Genomic DNA, 26,494 nt, shown 5'->3' with positions numbered 1-26,494 from the left:
ATAACATTTCATTTAGGGGGTTGACTTTCTTTGGTCACCTCCAACATTTTTATCTTTTCTCTATTACTCCCTCCACGTTATCAATTTTTATTACTATGTTTTATAGCCATTTAATACTTTTTAGCGTTTATCTGATATAACAGATTACAATTACTTCTATGAAATCTGAGTTCATGATGACAATAAAAATTACTGTTCTTGTCGATAATAATACCCTGATTGATAGTTATTTCTGCGGTGAACCTGGTGTCTGCTACTATATCGAGGCCGATGATAAAAAAATATTATTCGATACCGGCTATTCAGATATATTTATTGATAATGCACACATTTTACATATTGACCTTGCAAATATCACTGACTTGGTTCTTTCTCACGGTCACAACGACCATACATGGGGCTTAAGTCACTTAATCCAATATTTTGACCGTCGTAACATTGAAACACCTGAAACGAAGCATCTGGTATACCACCCGGATGCCTTAATTCCTAAAAAATTTCAATCTAAAGTCATCGGAACAAATACATCTAAAGATATTTTAGCGTCCTACTTCAATTTAATAGAAGTGACTAAGCCTTATTATCTTTCTGAAAACATCGTATTTTTAGGCCAAATTCCTAGAATTAATAGCTTTGAAGGAAAAGAGCCAATTGGTACGACCCTGGACTTCAATCATAATATCGTTGACGACTATGTATTTGATGATTCAGCACTTGCAATTAAAACGACGGAAGGCCTAATTGTCGTAACTGGTTGCTCTCATTCTGGAATTTGCAATATCACTGAATATGCAAAACATGTAACTGGTATAAATAACATTGTCACCGTAATAGGCGGGTTTCATTTGCAACAAGCTTCAAAAGAGGTTTTGGAACAGACGGGGAATTACTTTCACCAACAGGATTTAAAATTTATACACCCATGTCATTGTACAGATCTCAACGCAAAAATACATTTAGCAAAATATGCGCCCGTACAAGAAGTCGGTACTGGATTACAACTAATTTACCCAAGTTAAACACTGTATGTAATCAAGGTAAAATCTTGTTTCTTATTAGACTTTACCTAAATTAGTAATATTAAATACCTTACAAATAATGAAGGTTTAAGTTCTTGAGCCTAAATCTTCATCCTTACTACTGCCTTTAATCATTCTTGTCATTTCTTCGCAACGGATAATTTTCCCATCTTCTATTTGAAAACAGGCAAATACCTCAAATTCACTTATTGAGCCATCTTTTTTAGTTGCTTTTGCCAAATGTTGAGTATGAACACACCCATCTCCCTCAGCGATAGATTTAATAGTAATAACAATCGACTCAGTGGCCTGCTTCAATACCTGTAAGTGTGCAATAAACTCATTAAAATCAATTTGCTTTCCATCAACAACTTGGATGTATTTATCTGAAAAATATTGTCTAGCCACAGACAATGAACCTATGCCCTCACCCAATACTGCGTTTAGTGCTTGTGTAACCCTCTGTGAATTAGTCATATTTTATCCCTTATCATAAAAATATCATTTTTAATTGTTATGGGTGTATTATTTTGTATTTCAAGTCAAAATTGAATTTATTATCTTTTAAACTTCACATTTATATTATCTTTCGATGATTTATCATTTGTCCGTGATTTAATCTGAAAGATAGTGCTTAATTTTATGCATTTTATCCCTTTTTTATATCACGATAACTTTTTGGGTAAACAATCAAAACTTATTTCTTATTCATCAACTTTAGTTTAGTTTTATTGGTGTTTTCAATTAATTACTCATTAACTCACTTTATGCGTAATTGAATCTCCTATAAAAAATTTCACTTTTATGCTTACTCCGATTTGGATTAAGGCTTAAGAACTGGTATTATTTAGTGGTCTATCTAAGCAATAGGCGCCTTATAACAATAACTATAAATATACATTTCCATTAGATACCCCTGCTTGCAGGGGCTTTTTTTGTTACGCAATGATATATAACGAAAAAGTCATTGCCAATAACCTATCCTAATTGCCAACCTTATATATCAATAAAGAATAACATCATATTTACTTTATTACACAATGGGTTATGCTAATGTCTTATTTGTACTGCTCATTAAATTTAAACCGATGAGTAAGGTACACTCGGAAAATTTAAAATATCTATTCAGAACTCGGAAAAACAAATGCCAATTAAAAATACCGGCTCAATTGAGCAAGATATTCTGGTGTATCTTGTCAATTCTTTCACACAAAATAACACTGGTGGTAACCCTGCTGGTGTTGTTCTCAACCCGCCGGTGCTCAGCACTTCACAAAAAATTGCTATTGCACAACAAGTTGGTTTTTCAGAAACAGCATTTGTCTATAATGGTGAAGAGACTGATTTTAAAGTGGAGTTCTATACCACTGAAGGTGAAGTCGATTTCTGTGGTCATGCAACATTAGCGGTGTTTTTCACTTTAGCTTCACTTAAGCTAATTTCTTCTGGGTGTTACACCCAAAAAACCAAAGCCGGTATTCTAAGTGTATCTGTTAGCCCAAACAATATCGTTATGGAGCAGGCGCTACCAACCTTAAGAAATGGGCCTAATATCAATGAAGTTGCAACAGCTCTTGGCATAACGAGTGAAATTATTACTGAAACAGGCTTACCTATTATGATAGTTTCAACTGGGTTACCTGACATTATTATTCCAGTGAATACAGGCTATTTAGATTTACTGCAGCCTAATTATGAAGCAATAACGGAAATCAGCAGAGAATCAAATGCTATCGGCTTCCATGTGTTTGAGTTAAGTCATGCTCGCTCAACCACAGCGCATTGTCGAAATTTTGCACCGCTCTATGGGATCAATGAGGAATCGGCAACAGGCAGCGCTAGTGGAGCACTTGGCTGCTATTTGGTCAATTATGTCTTACCGAATGAAACGCAATTTCTATTTGAGCAAGGCCGTGCGATGGGATGCCCCTCCTCGATTCATGTAACCATTAACTCACAAGCAAAAAATATCACTCAAGTGAAAGTTGGTGGCCAAGCAGCCATGATCGATACGCAAATGATACACATTTAACAAAGAATACAATATGTTCAGCTACATAAGTTATGATTTATTTAATAAAAAATAAGGCTAGCAAATGCAATATAATAGCCATGTTTTAATACCATTCCCTCGATTATTTATCATCGCTAAAAAGCTTAACTAACTAGTATAGAAACTTTTCCCAAGGATGGGATAGCCCTGCATATAATAAATGACTATGCCGTTAACCTATAACTATCTTCAATTAGTCCCTTAATTTCATCATCGGTAAGACTCCCTGGTATCTTTATCGTAATCCAATGCTCTTTATTCATATGATAAGCTGGATAAATATCATCCTTTAATCTCAATGAACCAATGAGCTCCGGTGGGGCTTTAAGGTTGACAATATTAACTATCTCTTCATTCTTATTTGGATCTAATTTACGAGATGAAATACGCATAATAACTGCAAACCATTTTGTATTGTTTTTTCGCCTAAAAACAAGATAATCAGGGTACTTTGCCCACGGACTATCAGGATCCACACCATAATTATTCTGAATATAATCAATCAATTCACTACGGTTCATTTGATCATCCCATTTCAATAATAAACTTCAGTAATATCACCTAACCTCATTATTGTATGCCGTCTCATCGACCTTGTAACTCTTCTTCTAAAACTTTATTAGGTCATAAGAGTCAAGCGATGACCGATAAATATCATGATGATCGTAGGAAAAATTGGCAGGTTTAAGCTATAAAATAACAATTGTTTTGTAGAAGAGTTTTGCAGAAGAATTTTTCTAGACAATAAAAAACGGGAACTATTAAGCCCCCGTTATTAATCACACCACGTAATAAATTACATGTGTTTAATGATAGCGTCACCGAACTCGCTACATTTCAGTAACTTAGCGTTTTCTAATTGACGTTCGAAGTCATAAGTTACTGTCTTAGCTTCGATTGCGCCTTCCATACCTTTAACGATTAAGTCTGCCGCTTCAACCCAACCCATGTGGCGCAGCATCATCTCAGCAGAGAGAATGATAGAGCCTGGGTTTACCTTGTCTTGGCCCGCATATTTTGGTGCAGTACCGTGCGTTGCTTCGAATAATGCACACTCAGAACCAATATTCGCACCTGGAGCAATACCGATACCACCAACTTGTGCTGCTAATGCATCAGAAATGTAGTCACCATTTAGGTTCATACACGCGATAACATCGTATTCAGCTGGGCGCAGCAGGATTTGTTGTAAGAAAGCATCTGCAATAACATCTTTAACAATGATATCTTTGCCTGTTTTAGGGTTTTTAATTTTAACCCATGGGCCGCCATCTAATAATTCACCACCGAATTCCTCTTGTGCTAATTGGTATCCCCAATCTTTAAATGCACCTTCAGTGAATTTCATAATGTTACCTTTATGAACTAAAGTCACTGAATCACGGCCGTTATCAATAGCATATTCAATAGCTGCACGAACTAAACGCTTTGTACCTTCTTCAGAACAAGGCTTAATACCAATACCACAATCTTGTGGGAAACGGATTTTAGTCACACCCATTTCATCTTTCAGGAATTTAATAACTTTGTCTGCTTCTGCACTACCCGCTTTCCACTCAATACCTGCATAGATATCTTCAGAGTTTTCACGGAAAATAACCATATCCGTCAATTCAGGTTGTTTAACTGGGCTTGGAGTGCCTTTATAGTAGCGAACAGGACGTAAACAGATATACAGGTCAAGTTGTTGACGTAGTGCAACGTTCAGGGAACGAATACCACCACCAACAGGAGTTGTTAAAGGACCTTTAATTGAAACACGGTAATCACGGATTAAATCGAGGGTTTCTTCTGGTAACCAAACATCTTTACCATAAATTTGTGTAGATTTTTCACCGGTGTAAACTTCCATCCAAGAAATTTTGCGCTCACCGTTGTAGGCTTTTTTAACTGCCGCATCAACCACTTTTAACATTGCTGGTGTAACATCGATACCAATGCCGTCACCTTCGATATAAGGGATAATTGGGTTGTTCGGAACGTTTAGTTTGCCTTTTGCATCAATGGTAATTTTAGCGCCTTCTGCCGGAACTACTACTTTGCTTTCCATTAACCTCTCCTTTCACTTGCGTATTTTGCTTGTTAATTTTTTGTAAGAGACGTGTCAATACTACTTCAATCTGCGTCGAACGCCAATGATTACTCATCTAAGCTTCAATGCCGATCGCATTTAACGTACTGTTTTATCTTGTAAGTTAATCGAATAACTCTTTATAAACACTTTTAAATCAATAAATTAATTTAAGTATTCTATTATTGAAAATAAATCAAACCGCGATGAAAAGTTGTCAAAGACTCATTTGAGCGAGTGACTTGATTTTGATTAAAGTACTTCCCTACAAAAAATAATATTAGCAAGTTAACTCAAATTAAAAATACGTTTTGCTCACACTATCACCATCCAAATAAACTCATATGTACTTATTTTTAAATAGAAAATTGTTTTTATTGATTTAAATGTTTTTAAAGTTGTTAATTAAATATTACATCGCCATGAAAAAATACCTCCTAGGATCCAACCGTTAAATCTCCTACACTAGATGCGGTAAATAACCACAAATTATAAATTCTTATTGAATGGCCATGAACAGACCGAACACGAAATCCGTTTCGAAGAAAAACCGCTACTCACCGAGGCCTACCGCTTTAAAACATAAAGCTAAACGGGTTTCGGTTAGTTCGCAAACATCAACTAAAATCATTTTATTTAACAAACCCTTTGATGTTTTACCTCAATTTACTGATGAACAAGGCCGCGATACATTAAAAAAATATATTCCAATCACCGATGTATACGCAGCAGGACGCCTTGATAGGGACAGTGAGGGGCTTTTAATTTTAACCAATGATGGAAAGCTACAGGCGCGTTTAACACAACCACAGAAAAAAACAGGGAAAATATACTATGCTCAAGTAGAAGGGCTCCCTGATGACGAGGCGCTGCTAAAATTTCGGCAAGGGCTGGTGTTAAATGATGGTCCAACGCTCCCCGCAGGCATCGAGTTAGTTGGCGAACCAGAATGGTTATGGCCAAGAAACCCACCTATACGGGAACGCAAAAATATCCCGACCAGTTGGTTAAAAATCACCTTATATGAAGGACGTAATCGGCAAGTCCGTCGTATGACGGCAAATATAGGTTTTCCAACACTTAGGCTAATTCGCTATCAAATTGGTGAATTTAATTTGGGAAATCTTTCAGTTGGCGAATGGAAGGAGGTAACTGTTGTTTAAACCTAATGTGACTGTAGCAACTGTCGTGCATGCTCAAGGCAAGTTTTTAGTCGTGGAAGAGTGGATAAATAACAAACCCACGTGGAATCAACCTGCTGGGCATTTAGAAGCGAATGAGACTATTTTGCAGGCCGCTGAACGTGAGTTGCTGGAAGAAACTGGAATAAAAGCCACACCAACGCAATTAATTAAAATTCATCAATGGATTGCCCCAGATAAAACCCAGTTTATCCGCTTTTTATTCGCCGTAGAACTTGGTTCCCTTTGTGAAACACAACCACAAGACAGTGATATTAGCGAATGCCACTGGCTAACGGCCGAAGAAATTTTACATAGCAGCTGCTTACGCTCGCCATTAGTTGCTGAAAGTTTGCGCTGTTTTCTCACAGGAAAGCATTATCCTTTAGATATCTTAACGGCTTACGGTGATCATTACCTTTAAGCCCTTAACTTCTGCTTGGTGAAATCTTCACCAAGCAATAATATTCCCCTCTAACTCTGGTGTAATGCGGGAACAACATGCTAAAGTATGGGGCTTGATTTTTCCGCAGTGAGATATTTCCATGTCAAATAATAGTACCATGTCAGATAACAGCCAAAAAAAAGTCATCGTCGGGATGTCCGGTGGTGTTGACTCCTCTGTATCCGCTTACTTGCTACAGCAACAAGGGTATCAGGTTGCTGGTCTGTTTATGAAGAACTGGGAAGAAGATGACGACACAGAATATTGCTCGGCTGCGGCTGATCTTGCTGATGCGCAAGCCGTGTGTGACAAACTGGGTATTGAACTTCATACCATTAATTTCGCTGCTGAGTACTGGGACAATGTTTTCGAACATTTTTTAACTGAATATAAAGCAGGTCGCACACCAAACCCAGATATCCTCTGCAACAAAGAAATCAAGTTTAAAGCTTTCTTAGAGTTTGCTGCTGAAGACTTAGGCGCAGATTACATCGCCACTGGTCACTATGTTCGCCGCCGCGATGTTGACGGAAAAAGCCAGTTATTACGCGGTTTAGATGGCAATAAAGACCAAAGCTATTTTTTATATACATTAAGCCATGAACAAGTTGCTAAAAGTCTGTTCCCTGTTGGCGAACTGGAAAAACCTGAAGTTCGTCGCATCGCTGAAGAAATTGGCCTGATTACAGCGAAGAAAAAAGATTCAACTGGCATCTGTTTTATTGGCGAGCGTAAATTTCGCGACTTTTTAGGCCGCTACTTACCCGCTCAACCCGGCCCTATTGTGACTGTCGATGGCGAAACTATTGGCCAACATGAAGGTTTGATGTACCACACTTTAGGTCAACGTAAAGGTTTAGGTATCGGCGGTACAAAAGAGGGGTCTGAAGAACCTTGGTATGTTGTCGATAAAGACGTTGAAAACAATATTCTTATCGTTGCACAAGGCCATGAACACCCTCGTTTAATGTCTGTTGGGTTAATTGCCCAGCAGTTACATTGGGTTGACCGAAAAACAATGACTGAGCCGCTACGTTGCGTCGTAAAAACACGTTATCGCCAAGCGGATATTCCTTGTACTATTACCCCACTGAGTGATGAACGCATTGAAGTCGCTTTTGATTACCCAGTTGCGGCTGTCACTCCAGGTCAATCTGCTGTATTTTATATCGATGAAGTTTGTCTCGGTGGCGGTATTATTGAAGCCCGTATTCAGGAGTAAATGTGGCAAAAAACTATTATGACATTACGCTTGCTTTAGCGGGTATCTGCCAAGCAAGCGCAATGGTTCAAAAACTTGCACATGAAGGTGTTTGTCTTGAGAAAGACACTGAAACCATGGTCAATTGCCTCACCAATATGAATCCAAAATCCACTTTGGATGTCTTTGGTAATGATACCGAAAATTTAAAAACGGGACTCAGTGCCCTGTTAGGCATGTTAACAGGCGGCAACAGTGGTTTATCCGCTGAAATGACACGCTATATGTTAAGTATTATGGCACTCGAGCGTCGTCTCAATAAAAACCAAGAAGCGATGAACCAACTTGGCCAACGTATTGAGCAATTCGAACGCCAAGCTGATTATTTTGAGTCACTTTCTGAAGGTGTATTTAACGCGCTTGCGGGTATTTACGTGGACGTAGTCAGCCCTGCGGGACCTCGAATTCAAGTCACGGGCTCCCCTGATATTCTAAAGAATACGTTAGTTCAAGCAAAAGTTAGAGCCACTTTACTCGCAGGTATTCGCTGCGCGGTGCTTTGGCAACAAGTTGGCGGAAGTCGTATCCAACTCATGTTCTCTCGCAGTCGTCTGGCTAATCAGGCGAAAGATATTTTGTCTCACCTTTAAATCTGGAGTTGCTACCAATGGAATTATCCTCACTGACCGCTGTATCCCCGATTGACGGCCGTTACGGTGATAAAGTCAGCACTTTACGCACTATTTTTAGTGAGTTTGGTTTACTGAAATTTCGCGTGCAAGTTGAAGTTCGCTGGCTACAAAAACTGGCTGCAACCGCTCAAATCAAAGAAGTTCCTTCATTTGACGCTGACGCAATCGCTTACTTAGATGAAATTGTCGCGAACTTCGGTGAAAAAGATGCAATGCGTATCAAAGAAATTGAACGCACAACCAACCATGATGTGAAGGCCGTAGAATACTTCCTAAAAGAAAAAGTGGCAAACATCCCTGCTCTTCATGCCGTTTCTGAATTTATTCACTTCGCTTGTACTTCAGAAGATATCAATAACCTTTCGCATGCATTGATGCTGAAAACCGCTCGCGAAGAAGTATTACTGCCACAATGGCGTCAAATTATTGATAAAATCAAAACAATGGCTCATGAGTACCGCAATTTGCCGTTACTATCACGTACTCACGGCCAACCTGCAACGCCTTCCACCATTGGTAAAGAGTTTGCCAACGTTGCTTATCGTTTGGAACGTCAATTCCGCCAGCTACAACAAGTTGAAATTTTAGGTAAAATCAATGGTGCAGTTGGTAACTATAATGCACATATGGTCGCTTACCCTGAAGTGAATTGGCACGAATTTAGCGAAACCTTCGTTACGTCTTTAGGCATTCAATGGAACCCATTCACCACACAAATTGAACCTCATGACTATATTGCTGAGTTATTTGATTGTGTCGCTCGTTTTAACACTATCGTGTTAGATTTCGACCGTGATATTTGGGGCTATATCGCATTAAATCACTTCAAACAAAAAACAATCGCTGGTGAAATTGGTTCTTCCACTATGCCACACAAAGTAAACCCGATTGATTTTGAAAACTCTGAAGGTAACTTAGGGTTAGCAAATGCCGTCTTAGGCCATTTAGCAAGCAAGCTTCCTGTTTCTCGCTGGCAGCGTGACTTAACGGACTCGACAGTATTACGTAATCTCGGTGTCGGCTTAGGTTATGCATTGATTGCTTATCAATCAACCATGAAAGGCCTAAACAAATTAGAAGTTAATGAACAGCATTTACTGGATGAATTAGACCAAAACTGGGAAGTACTAGCTGAGCCGATTCAAACCGTAATGCGCCGTTATGGCATTGAAAAACCATATGAAAAACTCAAAGAATTGACCCGTGGCAAACGCGTTACCGCCGAAGGGATGAAACAATTCATTGATAGTTTAGAATTGCCAGAGCATGAAAAATCACGTTTGAAAGAGATGACACCGGCTAACTACATCGGTTACGCTGTCACTTTTATTGACGAGCTAAAATAGCCTCGATAGTGTCAAATTGGGCGGCTTCTAAGTCGCCTTTTTTAATTACCATTCTGAATTCCCCGTTCTATCCCTCATGCTAAATTATCTAGAGATAAATATAGATAAACTATTTTTTAGGTTCGTTTGATTTATATTTACTTAATCCCTTGTCGTTGTTCAGAACTCTTTTTACCATAGCGTATCTAGTGCTACTATCTGATAAATTGTAGCTATCTCTTTTCAATATGAGGGTTTCCGATGCGTATTCTTATTGTCGAAGACAATGCATTACTTCGTCACCATTTAACCGTACAGCTTAAAGAGCTTGGTCATCAGGTTGACTCCGCTGAAGATGCAAAAGAAGCTGACTACTTTTTACACGAAAGTTGCCCAGATATCGCAGTAGTTGATTTGGGCTTACCTGATGAAGACGGGCTTTCCATGATAAAACGCTGGCGTGGCGAGCACGTCAATATTCCACTTTTAGTACTGACGGCTCGGGAAAGTTGGCAAGAAAAAGTACAAGCGCTAAACAGTGGTGCAGATGACTACGTGACAAAACCTTTCCAACTAGAAGAGCTGGTCGCCCGTATGCAAGCTTTAATGCGCAGAAATAGCGGTCTCGCGTCACAAGTACTCGAATTAGGCAATTTCGTTATTGACCTCTCACGTAAAGAATTTACAGTTAACGATGAAACCGTCAAATTAACTGCTTTTGAGTACACCATCATTGAAACACTGCTTCGCAACAATGGGAAAGTGGTTAGCAAAGACTCGTTAATGCGCCAGCTTTATCCAGATGCCGAACTTAGAGAAAGTCATACTATCGATGTTTTAATGGGCCGATTACGCAAAAAAATTCAACAATTCCATAGTGATGATGTGATTGTCACTGTACGTGGCCAAGGCTATCGTTTTGATGTGAATGGCTAATATGAAGCTACGTAAATTTAAGTTCAAGCCCCTTTCGCTACGAGCGCGTTTTCTCTGTGCAACATCAGCCGTGATCTTGGCGCTCTCTTTGTCTTACGGTATCGTAGCAATTTTGGGGTATCTAATTAGTTTCGATAAAACAACTTACACCCTATTACGTAGCCAAAGTAACTTAATTTACAGCCTAGCCCAATGGCAAAATAATAAAATTGATATTCGTGTTCCACCAAATTTCACGTTAAATAACCCTACTTTGGTTATTATTTATGATGAACAAGGTCTCGTATTATGGCGCCAACGGGATGTACCTAGCGTTGAACGGCTGATCCGTAATGATTGGCTAAAAAAAGAGGGCTTATATGAAATTGATACGGACATTCGTGAAACTCGCCAACTCCTAGACGACAACCCCGAGTTCAACACAAAATTAGACGACATGGGTAATGACGACGAACCGCTTACTCACTCCGTGTCCGTTAACCAATATGCAGCAAGCGAAAACCTGCCGCCTCTCACCATTGTCGTTGTTGACACCCTACCACAAGACTTACAAAATACCGGGTTAGTTTGGGAGTGGTTTGGTTACGTTTTACTGGCTAACTTAATTTTAGTCATCCCTTTATTATGGTTGGCCGCTTATTGGAGCCTACGGCCAATTAAATCATTAGTATCACAACTCAGTAGCCTAGAAAAAGGTGAACGGGATGCACTGGACGAGAACCCACCGTATGAGCTTCGCGGCCTAGTACGCAACCTTAATATTTTGTTAACGAATGAACGAAAGCGCTACAGTAAATATCGCACCACACTTTCTGATTTAACACACAGTTTAAAAACGCCGTTAGCTGTTTTACAGTCGACATTACGCCTGCTTCGCTCAGGCAAACAAATGAATATTGAACAAGCTGAGCCTATCATGCTTGAACAAATTGGCCGTATTTCTCAGCAGGTTGGTTATTATTTACACCGTGCGTCAACGCAGGGTGATGAAAACATGATGCTACGTGAAATTTCATCTGTTCCATCAATATTAGACAGCCTTGCAAGTGCCCTACATAAAGTTTACCAGCACAAAGGGGTTTCTATTACGGTTAATGTTTCTCCTGAAATAACCTGGCTAGGTCAGCCTAATGACTTCATGGAAGTAATGGGCAATATTATGGAAAATGCGTGTAAATATTGCCTTGAATTTGTCGAGGTTAGCGCTATTACGGGAGCTGATAGCTTAACATTAATTGTTGATGATGATGGTCCTGGAGTACCTGAAAGCAAACGTAGCTTAATTTTTGTTCGAGGGCAACGTGCAGATACGCTTCGTCCAGGCCAAGGTTTAGGCTTATCCATTGCCGTGGATATTATCGACCAATATGACGGGGAGATCACAATTAGTGACAGCCCTCTTGGCGGTGCTCGTTTATCCGTCACATTTAGGCAGCAATCTATGATTGAAGATAGTTAATCTGTGATATGTGTCCGTTTGCCCCCTATTTTACAAACCATTTCCGGTATACTATTTGTGAAGTGTTTTATGAAAAGTCGTTTAGGGTGGCTAACTTGTTTACGCCCAAGATAAACCGTCACCCCATGTTTCTCATAAAGTTTATTTAGCATCATACCAGTGTATATAGGTCATTTTTCAGTATTAAGGCCGGGTATATTGCAATAAACAGATTAGCAATATTTAGCAGCTCCAAGGGACAATAAGATGGATTACAAACTAAATCTCGACTGGCAAAGTTTTCTCGACAGTCACTGGCAAAAGCGCCCATTGCTTATTAAAAAAGGGTTTGCGAATTTTATTGATCCTATCTCACCTGACGAACTTGCCGGTTTGGCAATGGAAGATGAGGTTGATAGCCGTTTGGTTAGCCATAAAGAAGGAATTTGGCAAGTTGGTCATGGCCCATTTGAAAACTATGAGCACCTCGGTGAAGAAAATTGGTCTATTTTAGTTCAGGCTGTTGACCATTGGCATCACCCAAGCTCTGCGTTGATGAAACCATTCCGTGTGCTTTCAGACTGGCGAATGGACGATTTAATGATCTCCTACTCGGTTCCCGGTGGTGGTGTAGGCCCTCACTTAGACCAATACGATGTGTTTATTATTCAAGGTGAAGGCCGCCGACATTGGCGAGTGGGCGAAAAAATCCCAATGAAACAACACTGCCCACATCCTGACTTACTGCAAGTGCAACCCTTTGATGCCATCATTGATGAAGAGATGGAACCTGGCGATATTCTCTATATCCCACCAGGGTTTCCACATGAAGGCTACGCCATTGAACCTTCATTAAATTACTCAGTTGGCTTTCGTGCACCAAATACTCGTGAATTAATCAGTAGCTTTGCTGACCACTTAATCTCTAACGATTTAGGTAGTTACCGTTATAGTGACCCCGATTTATCATTTCGTGATAACCCCGCAGAGATCTTGCAAGGTGAACAAATTAAGCTACGTGAGATGATGGGATCACTCATTAATGACCCTGAACTATTTCGTAAATGGCTAGGTGAGTTTATCTCACAATCACGCCATGAATTAGACATTGCACCACCTGAGCCGCCTTATGAGCAAGAAGAAATCTATGATTTACTTAAAACTCAGCAAGAAACCTTATACAAATTAAATGGTCTTAGGGCATTGCGTGTTGGCGACCAATTTTTTGTGAATGGAGAATGCTTAGAAACTGAGTGTTATGAAGCCGCTGATAGCTTATGTCGCTATGATGCTGTTAATAGCCAACTTTTAGCTGATGCCATTGATGACGTTAATTTTATCGCACTGCTTACCGCACTCGTCAATAATGGTTACTGGTATTTTGATGATTAATCGGTACCTATAATATTAAATTTGTATTTTATGAAAGGCTCATTAAATATGGGCCTTTTCTTCAAAATAATCTTATTAGTATTATATAACATCTCTCTCCTACCCATTAATAAAAACCGCTGACTGTAATTAAAATACCTTTATTAATAACTAAATTATTTATTTTAATATGTATTTCATTCCCCGTTCATATACTCCCATTATGAGTCTTACTTACCCATAAGCACGCAAAGATAAAGGACTTTATTTGATTCGATTCTAAACTCTTTTACTTCAATATCGCCAATTTTACACAGCATTAATTGCTTCTTTTAAAGATGATAACAACATGAACATAGAAACACTTTTGGCTTTATCATTGTTTTCCTTTGTGACATCCATAACGCCAGGACCCAATAATATTATGTTACTTGCTTCAGGCATTAATTTTGGATTTAGGAAAACATTGCCGCATTCATTTGGGGTATCAATCGGTTTTCTTATTATGCTCGTTGCAGTAGGGCTAGGTGTGGGCACATTGATCCAATCATCCCCTATGGTTTATTCGATATTAAAATATTTTGGAATTATTTATTTGTTCTGGCTTGCATGGAAAACGACTATTAGCCACTCAATTGCACAGACAAATAACCAAGAAATTAAACCACTAACTTTCTTAGAAGCGGCACTATTTCAATGGATAAACCCTAAAGCATGGATGATGGCGGTCTCTGGAATAGCGATGTATACCAATACAACTGCGCCCTATTTATCAATGTTGCAGGTCGCTATAATATTTGCAGCTGTCAATTGGCCATGTGTTGCTATCTGGGCTATGTTTGGAAGTAAATTAAGAGAAAGGCTAAAACAACCTAAGACATTAAAGCGATTTAACTTAGTCATGGGAGTTTTACTGGCACTTAGTGGTATTTCTGTATTATTTCAATAACAACAGTAAGAGTGCTTATTGTTATAAGCACTCTTACTTCTCAAAAATATCACGATTGCCGTGCGTGAATAGCCGTTAGCTCCGCAATACGCATGATCACACTAACAGCCTGCTCCATACCTTCTTGTGTTATAAATTCGTGTTTACTATGGAAATTATAACCACCTGTAAAAATATTTGGGCACGGTAAGCCGCGATGTGAAAGCTGAGCACCGTCGGTACCACCACGAACAGGTTGAATAACGGGCTCAATGCCACAATCAAGCATTGCTTGTTTCGCTAATTCAATAACATGTGGGTACTTCATGACCTCTTTATGCATGTTATAATAGGTATCATCAAGCGTCAGTTCGATATAACAGCTTGGATGTAGCCCTTCGCCAACTTTTTCAGCAATTCGAATGATATTTTTCTTCCTAGCTTCAAAGCCTGCTAAGTCAAAATCACGAATAATATAATTCAACTCGGCCTTTTCTACTGTCCCTTTTAACGATGTTAAATGATAAAACCCTTCATATCCTTCTGTATTTTCAGGTGTTTCATCAGGAGGTAACATCGAGTGAATACGATTCGCTAGCCCTAATGCATTGACCATCACCCCTTTGGCTGTACCTGGATGAGTGTTATTACCAACAATTTTAATCGAAACATTGGCAGCATTAAAATTTTCATACTCTAATTCACCAACACCACCACCATCGACGGTATAGGCCCACAATGCATCAAATTGTTTAAAATCGATATGGCGAGCCCCGCGTCCTATCTCTTCATCAGGAGTAAATGCAAGACAGATTTTACCATGCGGAATATTCTTTTCCTTTAAGCGTACTAATGCTGTAATGATTTCTGCAATACCCGCTTTGTCATCGGCACCGAGTAAAGTTTTACCATCGGTCATAATCAGGGTTTTGCCAATCATTTCATGGAGTACCGGAAACATCACAGGGGATAGCACTTCATCACCAATACCTAACGCAATATCCCCTCCTCGATAATTTTCGAGTATTTGTGGACTCACGTTTTTACCTGAGAAATCAGGCGCTGTGTCTAAATGTGAAATAAAACCAATCGTTGGAACATCCCAACTAACATTTGATGGCAAATAGGCCATCACGCAACCTTGGTCGCTTAGTGTTATTTTTTCAAAACCTAATTCGTTCAGCTCATTAACTAATGCACGGGCAAACTTTAACTGTCCCGCACTGCTCGGTACTGTTTTTGCGTTTAGTTTTGACTGTGTGTCGAAAGCAGTATATTCAAAAAACCGCTCTAAGAGTTTGTCCATACCCTTCCCCCTAAAATATTAATGCTCATATTATGGGAAAGATCACAGATTCAATTATTGTCTCAAATCAGCTTTCCTGTTAATGCTCACTATTTTTATGATAAATCTTTAATAAAATTTATTTTTCAGCCTATTTTTTTATTGATTAACTATTATAGTCACAATCAGCACATATAATTAATAAAGCTAATAATCAAATTATATTAATTAGTAGGTTGTTCGTTATTTGTTACCTAAAAACACTCCATTTGGTTAACTTTCACTCACCCACTACACAGATCATCAATTATTAAATTGAAATAGTGTGCTATATATGATGTCTAATTTTTTATTTATTAGCTAATTAATAAACAAAACGAAATTTTACTCGTTAATAGGAATGTTCATGTCAAAAACATGTTTAATTTATGGTGTCAGCAAAGGCTTAGGCAAGGCATTAGTCGAAGGATTTCCTGAAAAAGTAGACCATATTTATGGTGTTTCCCGCTCAAAACCCCCTTTTGAACAAACTAATTTTACGTGGATCCCTGCTGATTTAAATGACATTAATAGTGCAAATGCCATTAAGCATGTTATTCAAAATCAACCTATTCATACTTTAATTTATAACGTTGGCATATGGGAAAAACTGGCGTTTAATGAGGAGTACCAATTTGAGTCCACTGATGACATAGAGTTACTCAATATGGTTCAAACCAATATAAGCGCCTGTTTATTAAACTTAAAAGCGCTTTTACCTAATTTGCGCCTAGCAAAAAACAGTAAGATTATATTGATTGGTTCCACATGGGGTTTAGATAATCATAATGGCAAGGAAGTCACCTTTTCTGCCACCAAATATGCCCTCAGAGGAATAGCTCAGTCATTAAGAGAAACTCTGCGAGAAGATAAAATAGCAATATCAGTCATAAACTTAGGTTATCTAGCAACTGAGTTCCCATTAACTGTTTCTGTCGATGAAGTCATTGAAAGAAGTGATGGGCAATTAATCCCATTACAAGATGTTGTCAATGCCGTACGCTTTATCGCCAATACCAGCAATGCAACTTGCGTCAAAGAGATTACAATGCCCGCTATGATGGATACGAATGTCTAATCTATAAGAGAAAACAATGTGTTTTCCCTTATATTGCCATATATTGAAAGCTTATTGCGTGGTATTCGTTGTCTGTAACTCAGTAATAAGCTTATTAATATATTCAACAACGACTTTGCTAGCTAAACCATAGTGTTTTTCATCGAACTCACTTTCCACTTGGCTAGGCTCTAAATTAAGTTCTACCGTATGGGCCCCATGTAATTTTGCCTCATGGACAAAACCTGCAGCAGGGTAAACATGGCCAGACGTCCCAATAGAAATAAAAATAGTCGCCGATTCAATGGATTGATAAATATAATCCATGCCAATTGGCATTTCACCAAACCAAACAATGTGAGGTCTTAGCGGTTGAGGAAATTGACAACAATGACAACGATCATCCGTGGATAAATCCCCTTTCCACTCCAATACTTGATTTGACCAATTACAGCGAACTTTTAATAGCTCTCCATGCATATGGATAACCCGCTGACTCCCCGCTCTTTCATGCAAATTATCTATATTTTGCGTAATTAACAAAAAGCGGTCACCAAAAAGTTCTTCAAGCTGTGCAAGTGCATAGTGAGCAGCGTTAGGCTTAATATTTTCTTGCTGTAACTGCCGACGCCGCTCATTATAAAAACGTTGTACTAATTCAGGATCACGCTCGAAACCTTCAGGAGTAGCGACATCTTCAACGCGATGCTCCTCCCATAACCCATCCGCAGAACGGAATGTTTGGATCCCAGATTCAGCTGAAATTCCAGCCCCCGTCAAAACGACGATATTGACATTTTTCATGTTATCCAATCTATTATCTATATAAAAAGACCGGTTACGAAGTCGCTGGCGGCGTATACATTTATTCTTACGAGCTTTTTTTAACCTATAACGAAATCGCAACATCAAAGCTTCCTTTCATCCATATAACCAATAAATTTATACCGTATTAAATATTAATTGTTTTCTATCATGTCATTACGACATGAATTTATAAACCTTGATTGTTTGAAATTATTTAAAACAATCAAGCTCAAGTGTGTATTTTATTGGCATATTAACCATTTCCTTACCATAACTGATGACATTATCTAAATGTTAACATACTAAAACGCATCATCATGCTGAATGCAAATAAAAATATCGAAGGTATCGATTTTGTCACTTTTTGTTCATGAAAATGACATCATATCTTCATAAATACGCCATAAAACCGACACAATGGGAAAACAATAAAAAAACCTTTCTCGTTCACTCTGAGTGCAGTTAAAATACGCCTCGCAGATTTTACTGTGTTATTAACTCACCACTACAAGGGATTTCATGGAAAAGTTTTTTGAAAGAGCGATGTATGCTTCACGTTGGATTTTAGCGCCTATCTATTTTGGGCTTTCACTGACACTATTGGCTTTAACCATTAAGTTCTTTCAAGAGCTGTACCATATTTTGCCAAATATCTTTTCAATTCCTGAAGCGGACTTAATTTTGACGCTATTATCATTGATTGATATGGCATTAGTCGGTGGGTTATTGGTGATGGTGATGTTTTCAGGTTATGAGAACTTTGTTTCCCAAATGGATATTCCTGACAGCAGCGAAAAACTCGGCTGGCTTGGAAAAATGGACGCTTCATCATTAAAAAATAAAGTCGCGGCTTCCATTGTTGCAATTTCCTCAATTCACTTGTTAAAAATCTTCATGGACTTAAAAGGTGTCTCAAATGACAAACTAATGTGGTATGTCATTATCCATTTAACCTTTGTATTGTCTGCATTCGTTATGGGTTATCTAGATAAAATGACAAAAAAATAAACAGTAAAATTTATTTTCAAAGTGCCTAATCTCCACAGATAGGCACTTATCTGTTGGCTAATCTTATCTTTATTCCCCTCTTCATTTTCCGCGTTGTGTTACCATCACTGTCCTGAATACCAGTAGCAAGGATACTCAACATGAGCCAACATTTTGTCGGCAAATATGAAGCTGAGATTAAATTTCAATTACCAGACCCTGACACTTTTTTGTATAAAATAAGAGCCGACTTAGCTGAACCCTTTACGGAAAATAATACAGAAACAGATTATTTCTATGAAAACCCGCATTTACCACTGGCCGACAATAACGTCAGCATGTATGTACGTGAAATGGTGCCATCAGGCATAAAATTATGGATAGTTAAAGGCCCTGGGGTTTCTGAATGCAAAGCCATTAATATTGATGACTGCCGCCATGTACAAAACATGTTGACGACACTGGGATACCATTGCTACTTAACCACGACAAAGGTAAGAAGTATTTATTTTCTGAATGACATACACATTACAATTGACCATCTTAGTGGGATCGGTTGGTTTGCTGAGTTTGCCATCATGACTGATGAGCAAGATTTACTTGATAGTTTATATAAAAGGTTGATGGCGACGGCCAAAAAGTATGGATTTACAGAAGAAATGGTCGAAACTCGCAGCTATAGACACATGTTTTTAACTGCACAGTCATCAAATAAAGAGCCAATAAATTTTTAGCGCCATCCCCTAAAAATAATTAGCTCTTTACCCCTAATAACTATTGGCCACTCAGGATCCGCGCTGGGTCTAACTTACTCGCTCGGCGAGCCGGATACCAGCTGGCTAGCAGGCTTAATATAATGGTTGTAATTAAAACATAAACCACATCCATAACATGCAATTCAGAAGGTAAAAAATCAATAAAATAGACATCGCCGGATAAAATTGGATGGCCAACAATAGCCTCTATGACCTTGATCATTGACGTTAAATTTAAGGATATGGCGACCCCAAGTACTGCGCCAATCAAAGAACCAACAAGGCCACCCAACAAACCATACCATAAGAAAATAGCGCGGATTTGCCTATCTTTTGCCCCTAAGGTTCGCAATACAGCGATATCACTACTTTTATCTTTAACGGCCATAACAAGCGTAGAAACAATATTAAAACAGGCAACACCGATGACTAAGATCATAGCTAAATACATGATACTTCTAACCATTTGAATATCATTGTACATATAGCCATAATCACCAATCCAACTTTTTACAACAACATGATGCATAGTTTTCAAACCTGCATCATAAACGACTTGATCGGCAATAAATGGGTCTGTGGCTTTGATTTCAAACCCTGTCACACCATCCCCATAGTCGAGGTATTCCTGTGCATCTGCGAGTGGAACAAGAGCCAATTGGTGATCTAGCAGGCCACTAAGTTTAAAAACCCCTGTCACCTGCACACGAATACGCTTAGGTTGCTGAATTTTTAAGCTAGCATCCGTATTTGGGATCATGATTGTCACCCAATCCCCAACCTTCACATTCAATGCATCAGCCACACCTTGGCCTAAAATAATCGATTGTTTACCCGCTTCAAAATGCTGCCAAGCGTCATTGAGAATAAACTGTGGTAATGCGCTGACTTGTGGCTGAGTCTCTCGTGAAACTCCCATCACTTGGATTGCTTTTAAATTTGCGCCACGCTCAAGCAACCCAGTAAAATTGATGTAAGGGCTAACGCCTTCTACACCCGGTGTTTTCCGAATAACTTGTTCAGCAAATTCCAAATCTTTATAAGGAGGTTTAACTGCATATATTTGCCCATGGGGAACGACAGATAATACACGGTTATTTAATTCACGCTCAAAGCCGTTCATCGCGCTCAAACCGATAATGAGCACCGCAACCCCGAGAACAATACCCAACGTTGAAACTATCGAGACTAACGAGACCATCCCAGTTCGACGTCGGCCACGGCTGAAACGTAGCGCCGTGAGTAGTGAAAGAGGCAATTTAGACATTACCGAGCCCCCAAGGTAATTTCCTGCTGCAAATGCCCATCACGCATTTCCAATTGGCGAGATAACCGGCGAGCCAGTGTCATATCATGAGTGACCACTAAAAATGCGGTCCGCTGTGTTCGGTTTAATTCCCCCAGCAATTCAAAAATGGCGTCTGCATTACGTAAATCCAGATTACCTGTCGGCTCATCGGCTAAAACCAATGCTGGCTCATTCACTAACGCCCTTGCAATAGCAACACGCTGACGCTCTCCCCCTGATAATTCAGAAGGACGATGCCCTGCCCGATGTGCTAGCCCGACGGCTTCTAGCATTTCGGTCGCTTTCGAAAATGCTGTTTCTTTCGCAACCTTGCCAATTAATAAAGGCATCGCCACATTCTCTAGGGCGGTAAAATCCGGTAAAAGATGATGAAATTGGTAAATAAAACCTAAATCTTTATTACGAATAGCCGCACGTTCATCTGAGGATAATTGATTAATATGCTGCCCACGAAAAATGACATTCCCTTCTGATGGGGTATCTAGGCCACCCAGTAAATGTAATAAGGTACTTTTACCTGAACCAGAACTTCCCACAATGGCCATCATTTCCCCAAGCCCCATGGAGAAACTGACATTTTTCAACACTTGCGTCGACAATGTCCCTTCTTGATATGTTTTACTTAAATTTTCACAGACCAGAAGTGGTTGTTTATTCATAACGTAAAGCCTCAGCAGGTTGAACCGCTGCTGCACGCCAAGAAGGATAAAGCGTTGCCAGCAGAGAAATCAGCATTGCACTCAGTGCAATAATTAAAATACCAGAGTAATCAAGCACAATAGGTAAAGAGACACCTTTGGGTAATAAACCAATCAGCGGCATAATGATATTCAGTTGACTAGACAGTATTGTGCCTAATATTGTGCCGATGAGTGAGCCAATCACCCCCGCCCCTGCACCTTGGATCATAAATATCATTAAAATACGCCAACGTTTGAGACCAAGAGTTTTTAAAATAGCCACTTCACCTTGCTTTTCCATCACTAACAATGATAGCGAGGTAATAATGTTAAATGCCGCCACTGCGATAATTAAGCTGAGCAATAAGCCCATCATATTTTTTTCCATGCGAACGGCTTGGAAAAACTCCCCTTTACGCTCTCGCCAGTCTTTCCACACTAAGCCGTCTGGTAACGTTTGCTGACTCAGAACGTCAACCTTTAAAGGTTCATCCAAATACAAACGCCACCCAGTAATGTGCCCTGTTGGATAACGTAGCATACGTGCAGCATCTTGCTGTGCGACAACCAATTCGCTCGTATCCGCTTCCCCATTCGTTTGGAAAATACCTGCAACGGTGAATAAGCGCTGACTTGGAATACGCCCCATCGGTGTTAACTGACTCACCCCAGGAATAATTAAGCGAACTTCATCACCACGTTTTACGCCAAGCGTTTCAGCCAGTTTGTTTCCCAGAAAAACATTATAGCTGCCTTCTTTAAGGTCACTACGTTGCCCAACAACCAGTTTATCCAATAACAGCGAAGGTTCTTCGGGTTCAATCCCCCCCATGACACCAACGCCAACATTGGTTCGGCTTTGTAGTACCACATCAGATTGCACAATAGGTGCGACATGGCTAACACCGTTTAAATGCTGTAGATCGGTTATTGGATATTTTGCTGGGTCTATGTTTCCAGAGGCAGAGGTTAAAATTGCCTGCGGCATATAAGCAAGTATGCTATCTTGTAAAGATCGCTCGAACCCATTCATCACTGAAGTGACGGTTATCAATGCCGTCACCCCCAGTGTGATGCCAATAGCAGATAAACTGGAAACGAAACGCCCAAATTTATCTGCAGCGCGCCCACGTAAATAACGTAGGCCTATAAATAATGAGACAGATTGGTGCATGAAATCTATGATGCCCCTGTTGCCAAAGCGAAGTGTTCAGCGATAATAAAGGGTACGATTGATGAATGGAACCACTCGATGGTTTTTTTTCTGCTTTGGATGCCTTTTTGTCTGACTTTCAGACGAATTACGGGTTAAAACTGATTGTTTTGTTCCGAATTTTGTAGTTTAACTATTCATTGATTAACTTAACTATTTTTCGTACAAAATTTGGCTATGTTTGTGCTAACTCTTGTTTAACCGCTTACTAATCGCTGTGAGATACCGAAGATTTCTATGTTGTCAAAATTTCGTTATGAACTCCCTAGTCGTAGTGGCGATGTTCGCCATTTAGGTTGCCTTATCGGGGCGGCTGGTGCACTTGAATGTGGAGAAATAATACAACGTCATCAAGGGCCTGTTATCATCGTGACACGTGACATGCAAAATGCATTACGTTTAAAAGATGAAATTCAACAGTTTACACAACACCCTATAGAGACACTTTCTGATTGGGAAACATTGCCATATGACAATTTCTCCCCCCACCAGGAAATTATTTCTCATCGTTTATCGACTTTGTACCGCTTGTCCAGTTTACAAAAAGGCGCGTTAATTCTTCCCGTCAATACACTGATGCAAAAAGTCTGCCCTGCTGACTTTTTAACCAGTCATGCCTTGGTGATGGCAAAAGGTGATAAACTTTCCCGTGATAACTTACGCAATGAGCTCGATAACGCGGGTTACCGTCATGTAGAACAAGTTTTAGAACATGGCGAATATGCAACACGCGGAGCGCTGCTCGATTTATTTCCAATGGGAAGTTCATTACCGTTTCGTATTGATTTCTTTGATGATGAAATTGATAGCTTGCGAACTTTTGACGTTGACTCGCAAAGAACCCTCGAGGAAGTCGAGCAAATTAATTTACTCCCAGCGCATGAGTTCCCGACAGATAAAGACGCGATTGAACGTTTCCGCAGCCAATGGCGCGAGCGTTTTGAAGTTCGCCGTGACCCAGAACATATTTACCAACAAGTCAGTAAAAACACCTTACCAACGGGTATCGAGTATTGGCAGCCTTTATTCTTCGCACAGCCATTGCCCTCTTTATTTGAGTATTTACCGCCATCAAGCTTAATTGTTTCGCAAAGCTTACAAGAGGCCGCTGAACGCTTTCAGGTTGACACCCAGCAGCGGTATGAAAGCCGCGGTGTCGACCCAATGCGCCCATTGCTCCCGCCATCTGAACTCTGGCTAACCGTTGAACAACTTAATCAATCGTTAAAAAACTGGCCACGTATTCAGTTATCTCCCGAGTCTCTGCCCAAAAAAGCGGCAAATACCAATTTAGATTATCTGCCATTGCCTGATATCAGCACACAAGGGCAAAGCAAAACGCCACTCGAAAAATTGCGGCAGTTTACTGAACAGTTCGATGGAACTATCGTCTTTTCTGTCGAAAGCGAAGGCCGACGTGAAACCGTTACCGAACTATTAGCTCGTTTAAAAATTCGCCCTGAAATTATTCAAAGCTATACTAGCCCTGCGGACAACCGGTTTGCCATCACCATTGGGGCCGCTGAACATGGCTTTATTCAGTCTGATATCCATAAAGCACTAATTTGTGAAAGCGATTTACTTGGGGAGCGTGTTGTTCGCCGTCGGTCGGATAATCGCCGCGCCATTAATACCGATACCCTCATTCGTAATTTAGCTGAGTTACGCACTGGGCAACCTGTTGTGCATATTGAGCATGGTGTGGGTCGTTACCAAGGGCTCATTACCTTAGAAGCGGGCGGAATTAAAGCTGAATATTTAATTTTAACCTATGCGGGTAATGATAAACTGTATGTTCCTGTTTCTTCACTCCATTTAATTAGTCGTTATGCCGGTGGTGCGGATGAAAATGCCCCATTGCATAAATTAGGCAGTGATAGCTGGGGACGCGCACGTCAGAAAGCCGCAGAAAAAGTACGTGATGTTGCGGCCGAACTGCTTGATATCTATGCACAACGAGCCGCTAAGGCTGGCTTTGCATTTAAGCATGATAAACAGCAATACCAAGAGTTTTGTCAAGGTTTTCCATTCGAAACAACGCCTGACCAAGAAGCCGCCATCAATGCTGTTCTCAGTGACATGTGCCAGCCATTAGCGATGGATCGTCTCGTTTGTGGCGATGTGGGCTTTGGTAAAACCGAAGTGGCAATGCGAGCCGCATTCCTTGCGATTAATAATAACAAGCAAGTTGCCGTGTTAGTCCCCACGACACTACTTGCACAGCAGCACTATGATAACTTTAAAGATAGGTTTGCTAACTGGCCTGTTCGCATCGAAATGTTGTCACGCTTTAAAACAGCGAAAGAGCAACAACAAATTATTACCCAGACCGCTGAAGGCAAAGTGGATATTCTGATTGGTACCCACAAGTTGCTACAAAGTGACTTGGTATGGAAAGATTTAGGCTTACTTGTCGTCGATGAAGAGCACCGCTTTGGTGTCCGTCATAAAGAACGGATCAAAGCCATGCGTGCAGACGTTGATATCTTAACACTCACTGCCACACCTATCCCTCGTACGCTCAATATGGCCATGAGTGGTATGCGTGATTTATCTATCATCGCCACACCACCCGCGCGCCGCTTGGCCGTAAAAACCTTTGTACGCCAATATGATGACTTAGTTGTCCGTGAAGCAATTTTACGTGAAACCTTGCGTGGCGGCCAAGTTTATTACCTTTACAATGATGTTGAAAATATTGAAAAAGCAAAAGCACGCCTTGAAGAGTTAGTCCCTGAAGCGCGTTTTGTTGTTGGCCATGGTCAAATGCGTGAGCGTGAATTAGAACGCGTAATGACAGATTTCCATCATCAACGTTTTAATGTATTGATATGCACAACAATTATTGAAACGGGTATTGATATACCGACGGCTAATACCATTATTATTGAACGTGCTGACCATTTCGGGTTAGCGCAACTCCATCAACTACGTGGCCGAGTGGGTCGTTCTCACCATCAAGCCTATGCATACTTGCTCACCCCGCATCCAAAAGCCATGACCACCGATGCACATAAACGCCTTGAAGCCATTTCTTCACTGGAAGATTTAGGTGCTGGGTTTGCTTTGGCAACTCATGATTTAGAAATTCGTGGCGCTGGCGAATTACTCGGTGAAGATCAAAGTGGGCAAATGACCACAATTGGTTTTACCCTCTATATGGAGCTTTTAGAAAGTGCTGTTGATGCGCTAAAAGAAGGTCGTGAGCCTTCACTAGAAGATTTAACTAGCCAACAAACAGAGGTTGAGTTACGTATGCCTGTTCTGTTGCCTGACGACTATATTCACGATGTGAATATTCGCTTATCTTTCTATAAGCGAATAGCTAGTGCAAAAGACAGCCAAGAACTCGACGACTTACGTACAGAGCTAATCGATCGTTTTGGTAGCTTACCTGATGCAGGTAAATTCTTATTAACGAATGCAGCTATTCGATTACAAGCTCAAGCCCTTGGTATTAAACGGATTGAAGCCCATGAAAACGGTGGGTTTATTGAGTTTAGTGATAAAAATAAAGTCGACCCAAGTTTCTTAATAAGCTTATTACAAAACCAGCCACAAACTTATCGGTTAGATGGCCCTGTTCGACTAAAATTTTTCCATGATTTAACCGAAAGAGTCTATCGATTAGAGTTTATTAAGCAATTACTCACTGGGTTTGAAGAACATCAAATCATCTAGATTTAACACTGTAAAATGATA

The 26,494-nt window shown here is 39.9% G+C and carries 23 protein-coding genes; 15 read left to right on the top strand and 8 right to left on the bottom strand.

What is annotated here, in order from left to right; genetic code table 11:
- Positions 1–176 precede the first annotated feature (176 nt).
- Entirely contained in the window at positions 177–1,019 is an 843-nt protein-coding gene (locus PR809_RS16645) for an MBL fold metallo-hydrolase (RefSeq protein ID WP_206276374.1), read from the top strand.
- 87 nt (positions 1,020–1,106) lie between these two features.
- Here the strand turns inward: PR809_RS16645 and PR809_RS16640 are convergent, their stop codons facing one another.
- Positions 1,107–1,496: a nuclear transport factor 2 family protein gene (locus tag PR809_RS16640; protein ID WP_206276368.1), complete on the bottom strand. Its 390-nt coding sequence runs from the start codon at positions 1,494–1,496 to the stop codon at positions 1,107–1,109.
- 667 nt (positions 1,497–2,163) lie between these two features.
- On the opposite strand from PR809_RS16640, the gene PR809_RS16635 reads away from it, so the two are divergent.
- Positions 2,164–3,051 carry a PhzF family phenazine biosynthesis protein gene (locus tag PR809_RS16635; RefSeq protein WP_102139788.1) on the top strand — a complete coding sequence of 296 codons (888 nt, stop codon included), beginning with the start codon at positions 2,164–2,166 and terminating at the stop codon, positions 3,049–3,051.
- Between the two features lie 185 nt (positions 3,052–3,236).
- On the opposite strand, the gene PR809_RS16630 is transcribed toward PR809_RS16635, so the two are convergent.
- Complete coding sequence (locus PR809_RS16630) at positions 3,237–3,593, bottom strand: MmcQ/YjbR family DNA-binding protein (protein ID WP_166264752.1); 357 nt, start codon at positions 3,591–3,593, stop codon at positions 3,237–3,239.
- A 275-nt stretch (positions 3,594–3,868) separates the two neighbouring features.
- A complete protein-coding gene (icd, locus tag PR809_RS16625) occupies positions 3,869–5,122 on the bottom strand; it encodes an NADP-dependent isocitrate dehydrogenase (RefSeq protein ID WP_206276367.1) in 1,254 nt (417 codons plus the stop codon).
- A 533-nt stretch (positions 5,123–5,655) separates the two neighbouring features.
- Between icd and rluE the strand changes: the two genes are divergently transcribed.
- From rluE to PR809_RS16580, 9 genes are all read left to right on the top strand, one after another.
- On the top strand, positions 5,656–6,306 hold the full coding sequence (gene rluE / locus PR809_RS16620; protein ID WP_102137752.1) for a 23S rRNA pseudouridine(2457) synthase RluE: 651 nt from the start codon (positions 5,656–5,658) through the stop codon (positions 6,304–6,306).
- Positions 6,299–6,748 (top strand): NUDIX hydrolase, encoded by a 450-nt coding sequence (locus PR809_RS16615; RefSeq protein ID WP_102137751.1) that lies wholly within the window; start codon positions 6,299–6,301, stop codon positions 6,746–6,748. The genes rluE and PR809_RS16615 overlap by 8 nt, the downstream gene beginning before the upstream one ends.
- A gap of 139 nt (positions 6,749–6,887) precedes the next feature.
- The gene (mnmA, locus tag PR809_RS16610) at positions 6,888–7,991 is read left to right on the top strand and encodes a tRNA 2-thiouridine(34) synthase MnmA (protein WP_102137807.1); all 1,104 of its coding nucleotides are present in this window, start codon (positions 6,888–6,890) and stop codon (positions 7,989–7,991) included.
- 2 nt (positions 7,992–7,993) lie between these two features.
- Positions 7,994–8,620 (top strand): high frequency lysogenization protein HflD, encoded by a 627-nt coding sequence (hflD, locus tag PR809_RS16605; RefSeq protein ID WP_206276366.1) that lies wholly within the window; start codon positions 7,994–7,996, stop codon positions 8,618–8,620.
- A 17-nt stretch (positions 8,621–8,637) separates the two neighbouring features.
- Entirely contained in the window at positions 8,638–10,008 is a 1,371-nt protein-coding gene (gene purB, locus PR809_RS16600; RefSeq protein ID WP_206276365.1) for an adenylosuccinate lyase, read from the top strand.
- 240 nt (positions 10,009–10,248) lie between these two features.
- Positions 10,249–10,923, top strand: a complete 675-nt coding sequence (gene phoP, locus PR809_RS16595; protein WP_206276364.1) for a two-component system response regulator PhoP — start codon at positions 10,249–10,251, stop codon at positions 10,921–10,923.
- A 1-nt stretch (position 10,924) separates the two neighbouring features.
- Positions 10,925–12,382 carry a two-component system sensor histidine kinase PhoQ gene (gene phoQ, locus PR809_RS16590; RefSeq protein WP_181490123.1) on the top strand — a complete coding sequence of 486 codons (1,458 nt, stop codon included), beginning with the start codon at positions 10,925–10,927 and terminating at the stop codon, positions 12,380–12,382.
- Between the two features lie 246 nt (positions 12,383–12,628).
- On the top strand, positions 12,629–13,753 hold the full coding sequence (locus tag PR809_RS16585) for a ribosomal protein uL16 3-hydroxylase (protein WP_102137746.1): 1,125 nt from the start codon (positions 12,629–12,631) through the stop codon (positions 13,751–13,753).
- A 328-nt stretch (positions 13,754–14,081) separates the two neighbouring features.
- On the top strand, positions 14,082–14,681 hold the full coding sequence (locus tag PR809_RS16580; protein WP_206276363.1) for a LysE family translocator: 600 nt from the start codon (positions 14,082–14,084) through the stop codon (positions 14,679–14,681).
- Positions 14,682–14,730: 49 nt separating this feature from the next.
- Here PR809_RS16580 and pepT read toward each other — a convergent pair whose 3' ends face one another.
- Positions 14,731–15,966 carry a peptidase T gene (gene pepT, locus PR809_RS16575; protein ID WP_166264665.1) on the bottom strand — a complete coding sequence of 412 codons (1,236 nt, stop codon included), beginning with the start codon at positions 15,964–15,966 and terminating at the stop codon, positions 14,731–14,733.
- A 385-nt stretch (positions 15,967–16,351) separates the two neighbouring features.
- On the opposite strand from pepT, the gene PR809_RS16570 reads away from it, so the two are divergent.
- Positions 16,352–17,062 carry an SDR family oxidoreductase gene (locus PR809_RS16570; protein WP_166264663.1) on the top strand — a complete coding sequence of 237 codons (711 nt, stop codon included), beginning with the start codon at positions 16,352–16,354 and terminating at the stop codon, positions 17,060–17,062.
- A gap of 51 nt (positions 17,063–17,113) precedes the next feature.
- Here the strand turns inward: PR809_RS16570 and cobB are convergent, their stop codons facing one another.
- Positions 17,114–17,947 carry a Sir2 family NAD+-dependent deacetylase gene (gene cobB, locus PR809_RS16565; protein WP_102137806.1) on the bottom strand — a complete coding sequence of 278 codons (834 nt, stop codon included), beginning with the start codon at positions 17,945–17,947 and terminating at the stop codon, positions 17,114–17,116.
- A gap of 420 nt (positions 17,948–18,367) precedes the next feature.
- Between cobB and PR809_RS16560 the strand changes: the two genes are divergently transcribed.
- Both PR809_RS16560 and PR809_RS16555 read left to right on the top strand, forming a co-directional pair.
- Positions 18,368–18,856, top strand: a complete 489-nt coding sequence (locus PR809_RS16560) for a TIGR00645 family protein (protein WP_102137742.1) — start codon at positions 18,368–18,370, stop codon at positions 18,854–18,856.
- A 140-nt stretch (positions 18,857–18,996) separates the two neighbouring features.
- Positions 18,997–19,569, top strand: a complete 573-nt coding sequence (locus PR809_RS16555) for a class IV adenylate cyclase (RefSeq protein WP_206276362.1) — start codon at positions 18,997–18,999, stop codon at positions 19,567–19,569.
- Between the two features lie 40 nt (positions 19,570–19,609).
- On the opposite strand, the gene lolE is transcribed toward PR809_RS16555, so the two are convergent.
- Genes lolE through lolC form a run of 3 tightly spaced genes read right to left on the bottom strand, consistent with a single transcriptional unit; the run spans position 19,610 to position 22,753 of the window.
- Complete coding sequence (lolE, locus tag PR809_RS16550; protein ID WP_206276361.1) at positions 19,610–20,857, bottom strand: lipoprotein-releasing ABC transporter permease subunit LolE; 1,248 nt, start codon at positions 20,855–20,857, stop codon at positions 19,610–19,612.
- Positions 20,857–21,558 carry a lipoprotein-releasing ABC transporter ATP-binding protein LolD gene (lolD, locus tag PR809_RS16545; protein ID WP_125891188.1) on the bottom strand — a complete coding sequence of 234 codons (702 nt, stop codon included), beginning with the start codon at positions 21,556–21,558 and terminating at the stop codon, positions 20,857–20,859. The genes lolE and lolD overlap by 1 nt, the downstream gene beginning before the upstream one ends.
- Positions 21,551–22,753, bottom strand: coding sequence for a lipoprotein-releasing ABC transporter permease subunit LolC (gene lolC / locus PR809_RS16540; protein ID WP_102137738.1), 1,203 nt, complete (start codon positions 22,751–22,753; stop codon positions 21,551–21,553). The genes lolD and lolC overlap by 8 nt, the downstream gene beginning before the upstream one ends.
- Before the next feature lie 276 nt (positions 22,754–23,029).
- Between lolC and mfd the strand changes: the two genes are divergently transcribed.
- Complete coding sequence (gene mfd / locus PR809_RS16535; protein WP_102137737.1) at positions 23,030–26,473, top strand: transcription-repair coupling factor; 3,444 nt, start codon at positions 23,030–23,032, stop codon at positions 26,471–26,473.
- Positions 26,474–26,494: the final 21 nt, after the last annotated feature.

The organism is Providencia sp. PROV201 (assembly GCF_028479545.1).
GTDB classification, from domain to species: Bacteria; Pseudomonadota; Gammaproteobacteria; order Enterobacterales; family Enterobacteriaceae; genus Providencia; species Providencia huaxiensis.
This window is presented reverse-complemented; position numbering and strand designations above follow the sequence as displayed.

Coding starts and splice junctions, on each gene's coding strand:
- icd (WP_206276367.1), bottom strand. CDS start 5,122: ATGGAAAGCAAAGTAGTAGTTCCGGCAGAAGGCGCTAAAATTACCATT.
- mfd (WP_102137737.1), top strand. CDS start 23,030: ATGTTGTCAAAATTTCGTTATGAACTCCCTAGTCGTAGTGGCGATGTT.
- PR809_RS16635 (WP_102139788.1), top strand. CDS start 2,164: ATGCCAATTAAAAATACCGGCTCAATTGAGCAAGATATTCTGGTGTAT.
- PR809_RS16555 (WP_206276362.1), top strand. CDS start 18,997: ATGAGCCAACATTTTGTCGGCAAATATGAAGCTGAGATTAAATTTCAA.
- PR809_RS16630 (WP_166264752.1), bottom strand. CDS start 3,593: ATGAACCGTAGTGAATTGATTGATTATATTCAGAATAATTATGGTGTG.
- rluE (WP_102137752.1), top strand. CDS start 5,656: ATGAACAGACCGAACACGAAATCCGTTTCGAAGAAAAACCGCTACTCA.
- lolD (WP_125891188.1), bottom strand. CDS start 21,558: ATGAATAAACAACCACTTCTGGTCTGTGAAAATTTAAGTAAAACATAT.
- phoQ (WP_181490123.1), top strand. CDS start 10,925: ATGAAGCTACGTAAATTTAAGTTCAAGCCCCTTTCGCTACGAGCGCGT.
- PR809_RS16640 (WP_206276368.1), bottom strand. CDS start 1,496: ATGACTAATTCACAGAGGGTTACACAAGCACTAAACGCAGTATTGGGT.
- PR809_RS16580 (WP_206276363.1), top strand. CDS start 14,082: ATGAACATAGAAACACTTTTGGCTTTATCATTGTTTTCCTTTGTGACA.
- phoP (WP_206276364.1), top strand. CDS start 10,249: ATGCGTATTCTTATTGTCGAAGACAATGCATTACTTCGTCACCATTTA.
- pepT (WP_166264665.1), bottom strand. CDS start 15,966: ATGGACAAACTCTTAGAGCGGTTTTTTGAATATACTGCTTTCGACACA.
- PR809_RS16570 (WP_166264663.1), top strand. CDS start 16,352: ATGTCAAAAACATGTTTAATTTATGGTGTCAGCAAAGGCTTAGGCAAG.
- lolE (WP_206276361.1), bottom strand. CDS start 20,857: ATGTCTAAATTGCCTCTTTCACTACTCACGGCGCTACGTTTCAGCCGT.
- PR809_RS16560 (WP_102137742.1), top strand. CDS start 18,368: ATGGAAAAGTTTTTTGAAAGAGCGATGTATGCTTCACGTTGGATTTTA.
- PR809_RS16645 (WP_206276374.1), top strand. CDS start 177: ATGACAATAAAAATTACTGTTCTTGTCGATAATAATACCCTGATTGAT.
- mnmA (WP_102137807.1), top strand. CDS start 6,888: ATGTCAGATAACAGCCAAAAAAAAGTCATCGTCGGGATGTCCGGTGGT.
- PR809_RS16585 (WP_102137746.1), top strand. CDS start 12,629: ATGGATTACAAACTAAATCTCGACTGGCAAAGTTTTCTCGACAGTCAC.
- lolC (WP_102137738.1), bottom strand. CDS start 22,753: ATGCACCAATCTGTCTCATTATTTATAGGCCTACGTTATTTACGTGGG.
- purB (WP_206276365.1), top strand. CDS start 8,638: ATGGAATTATCCTCACTGACCGCTGTATCCCCGATTGACGGCCGTTAC.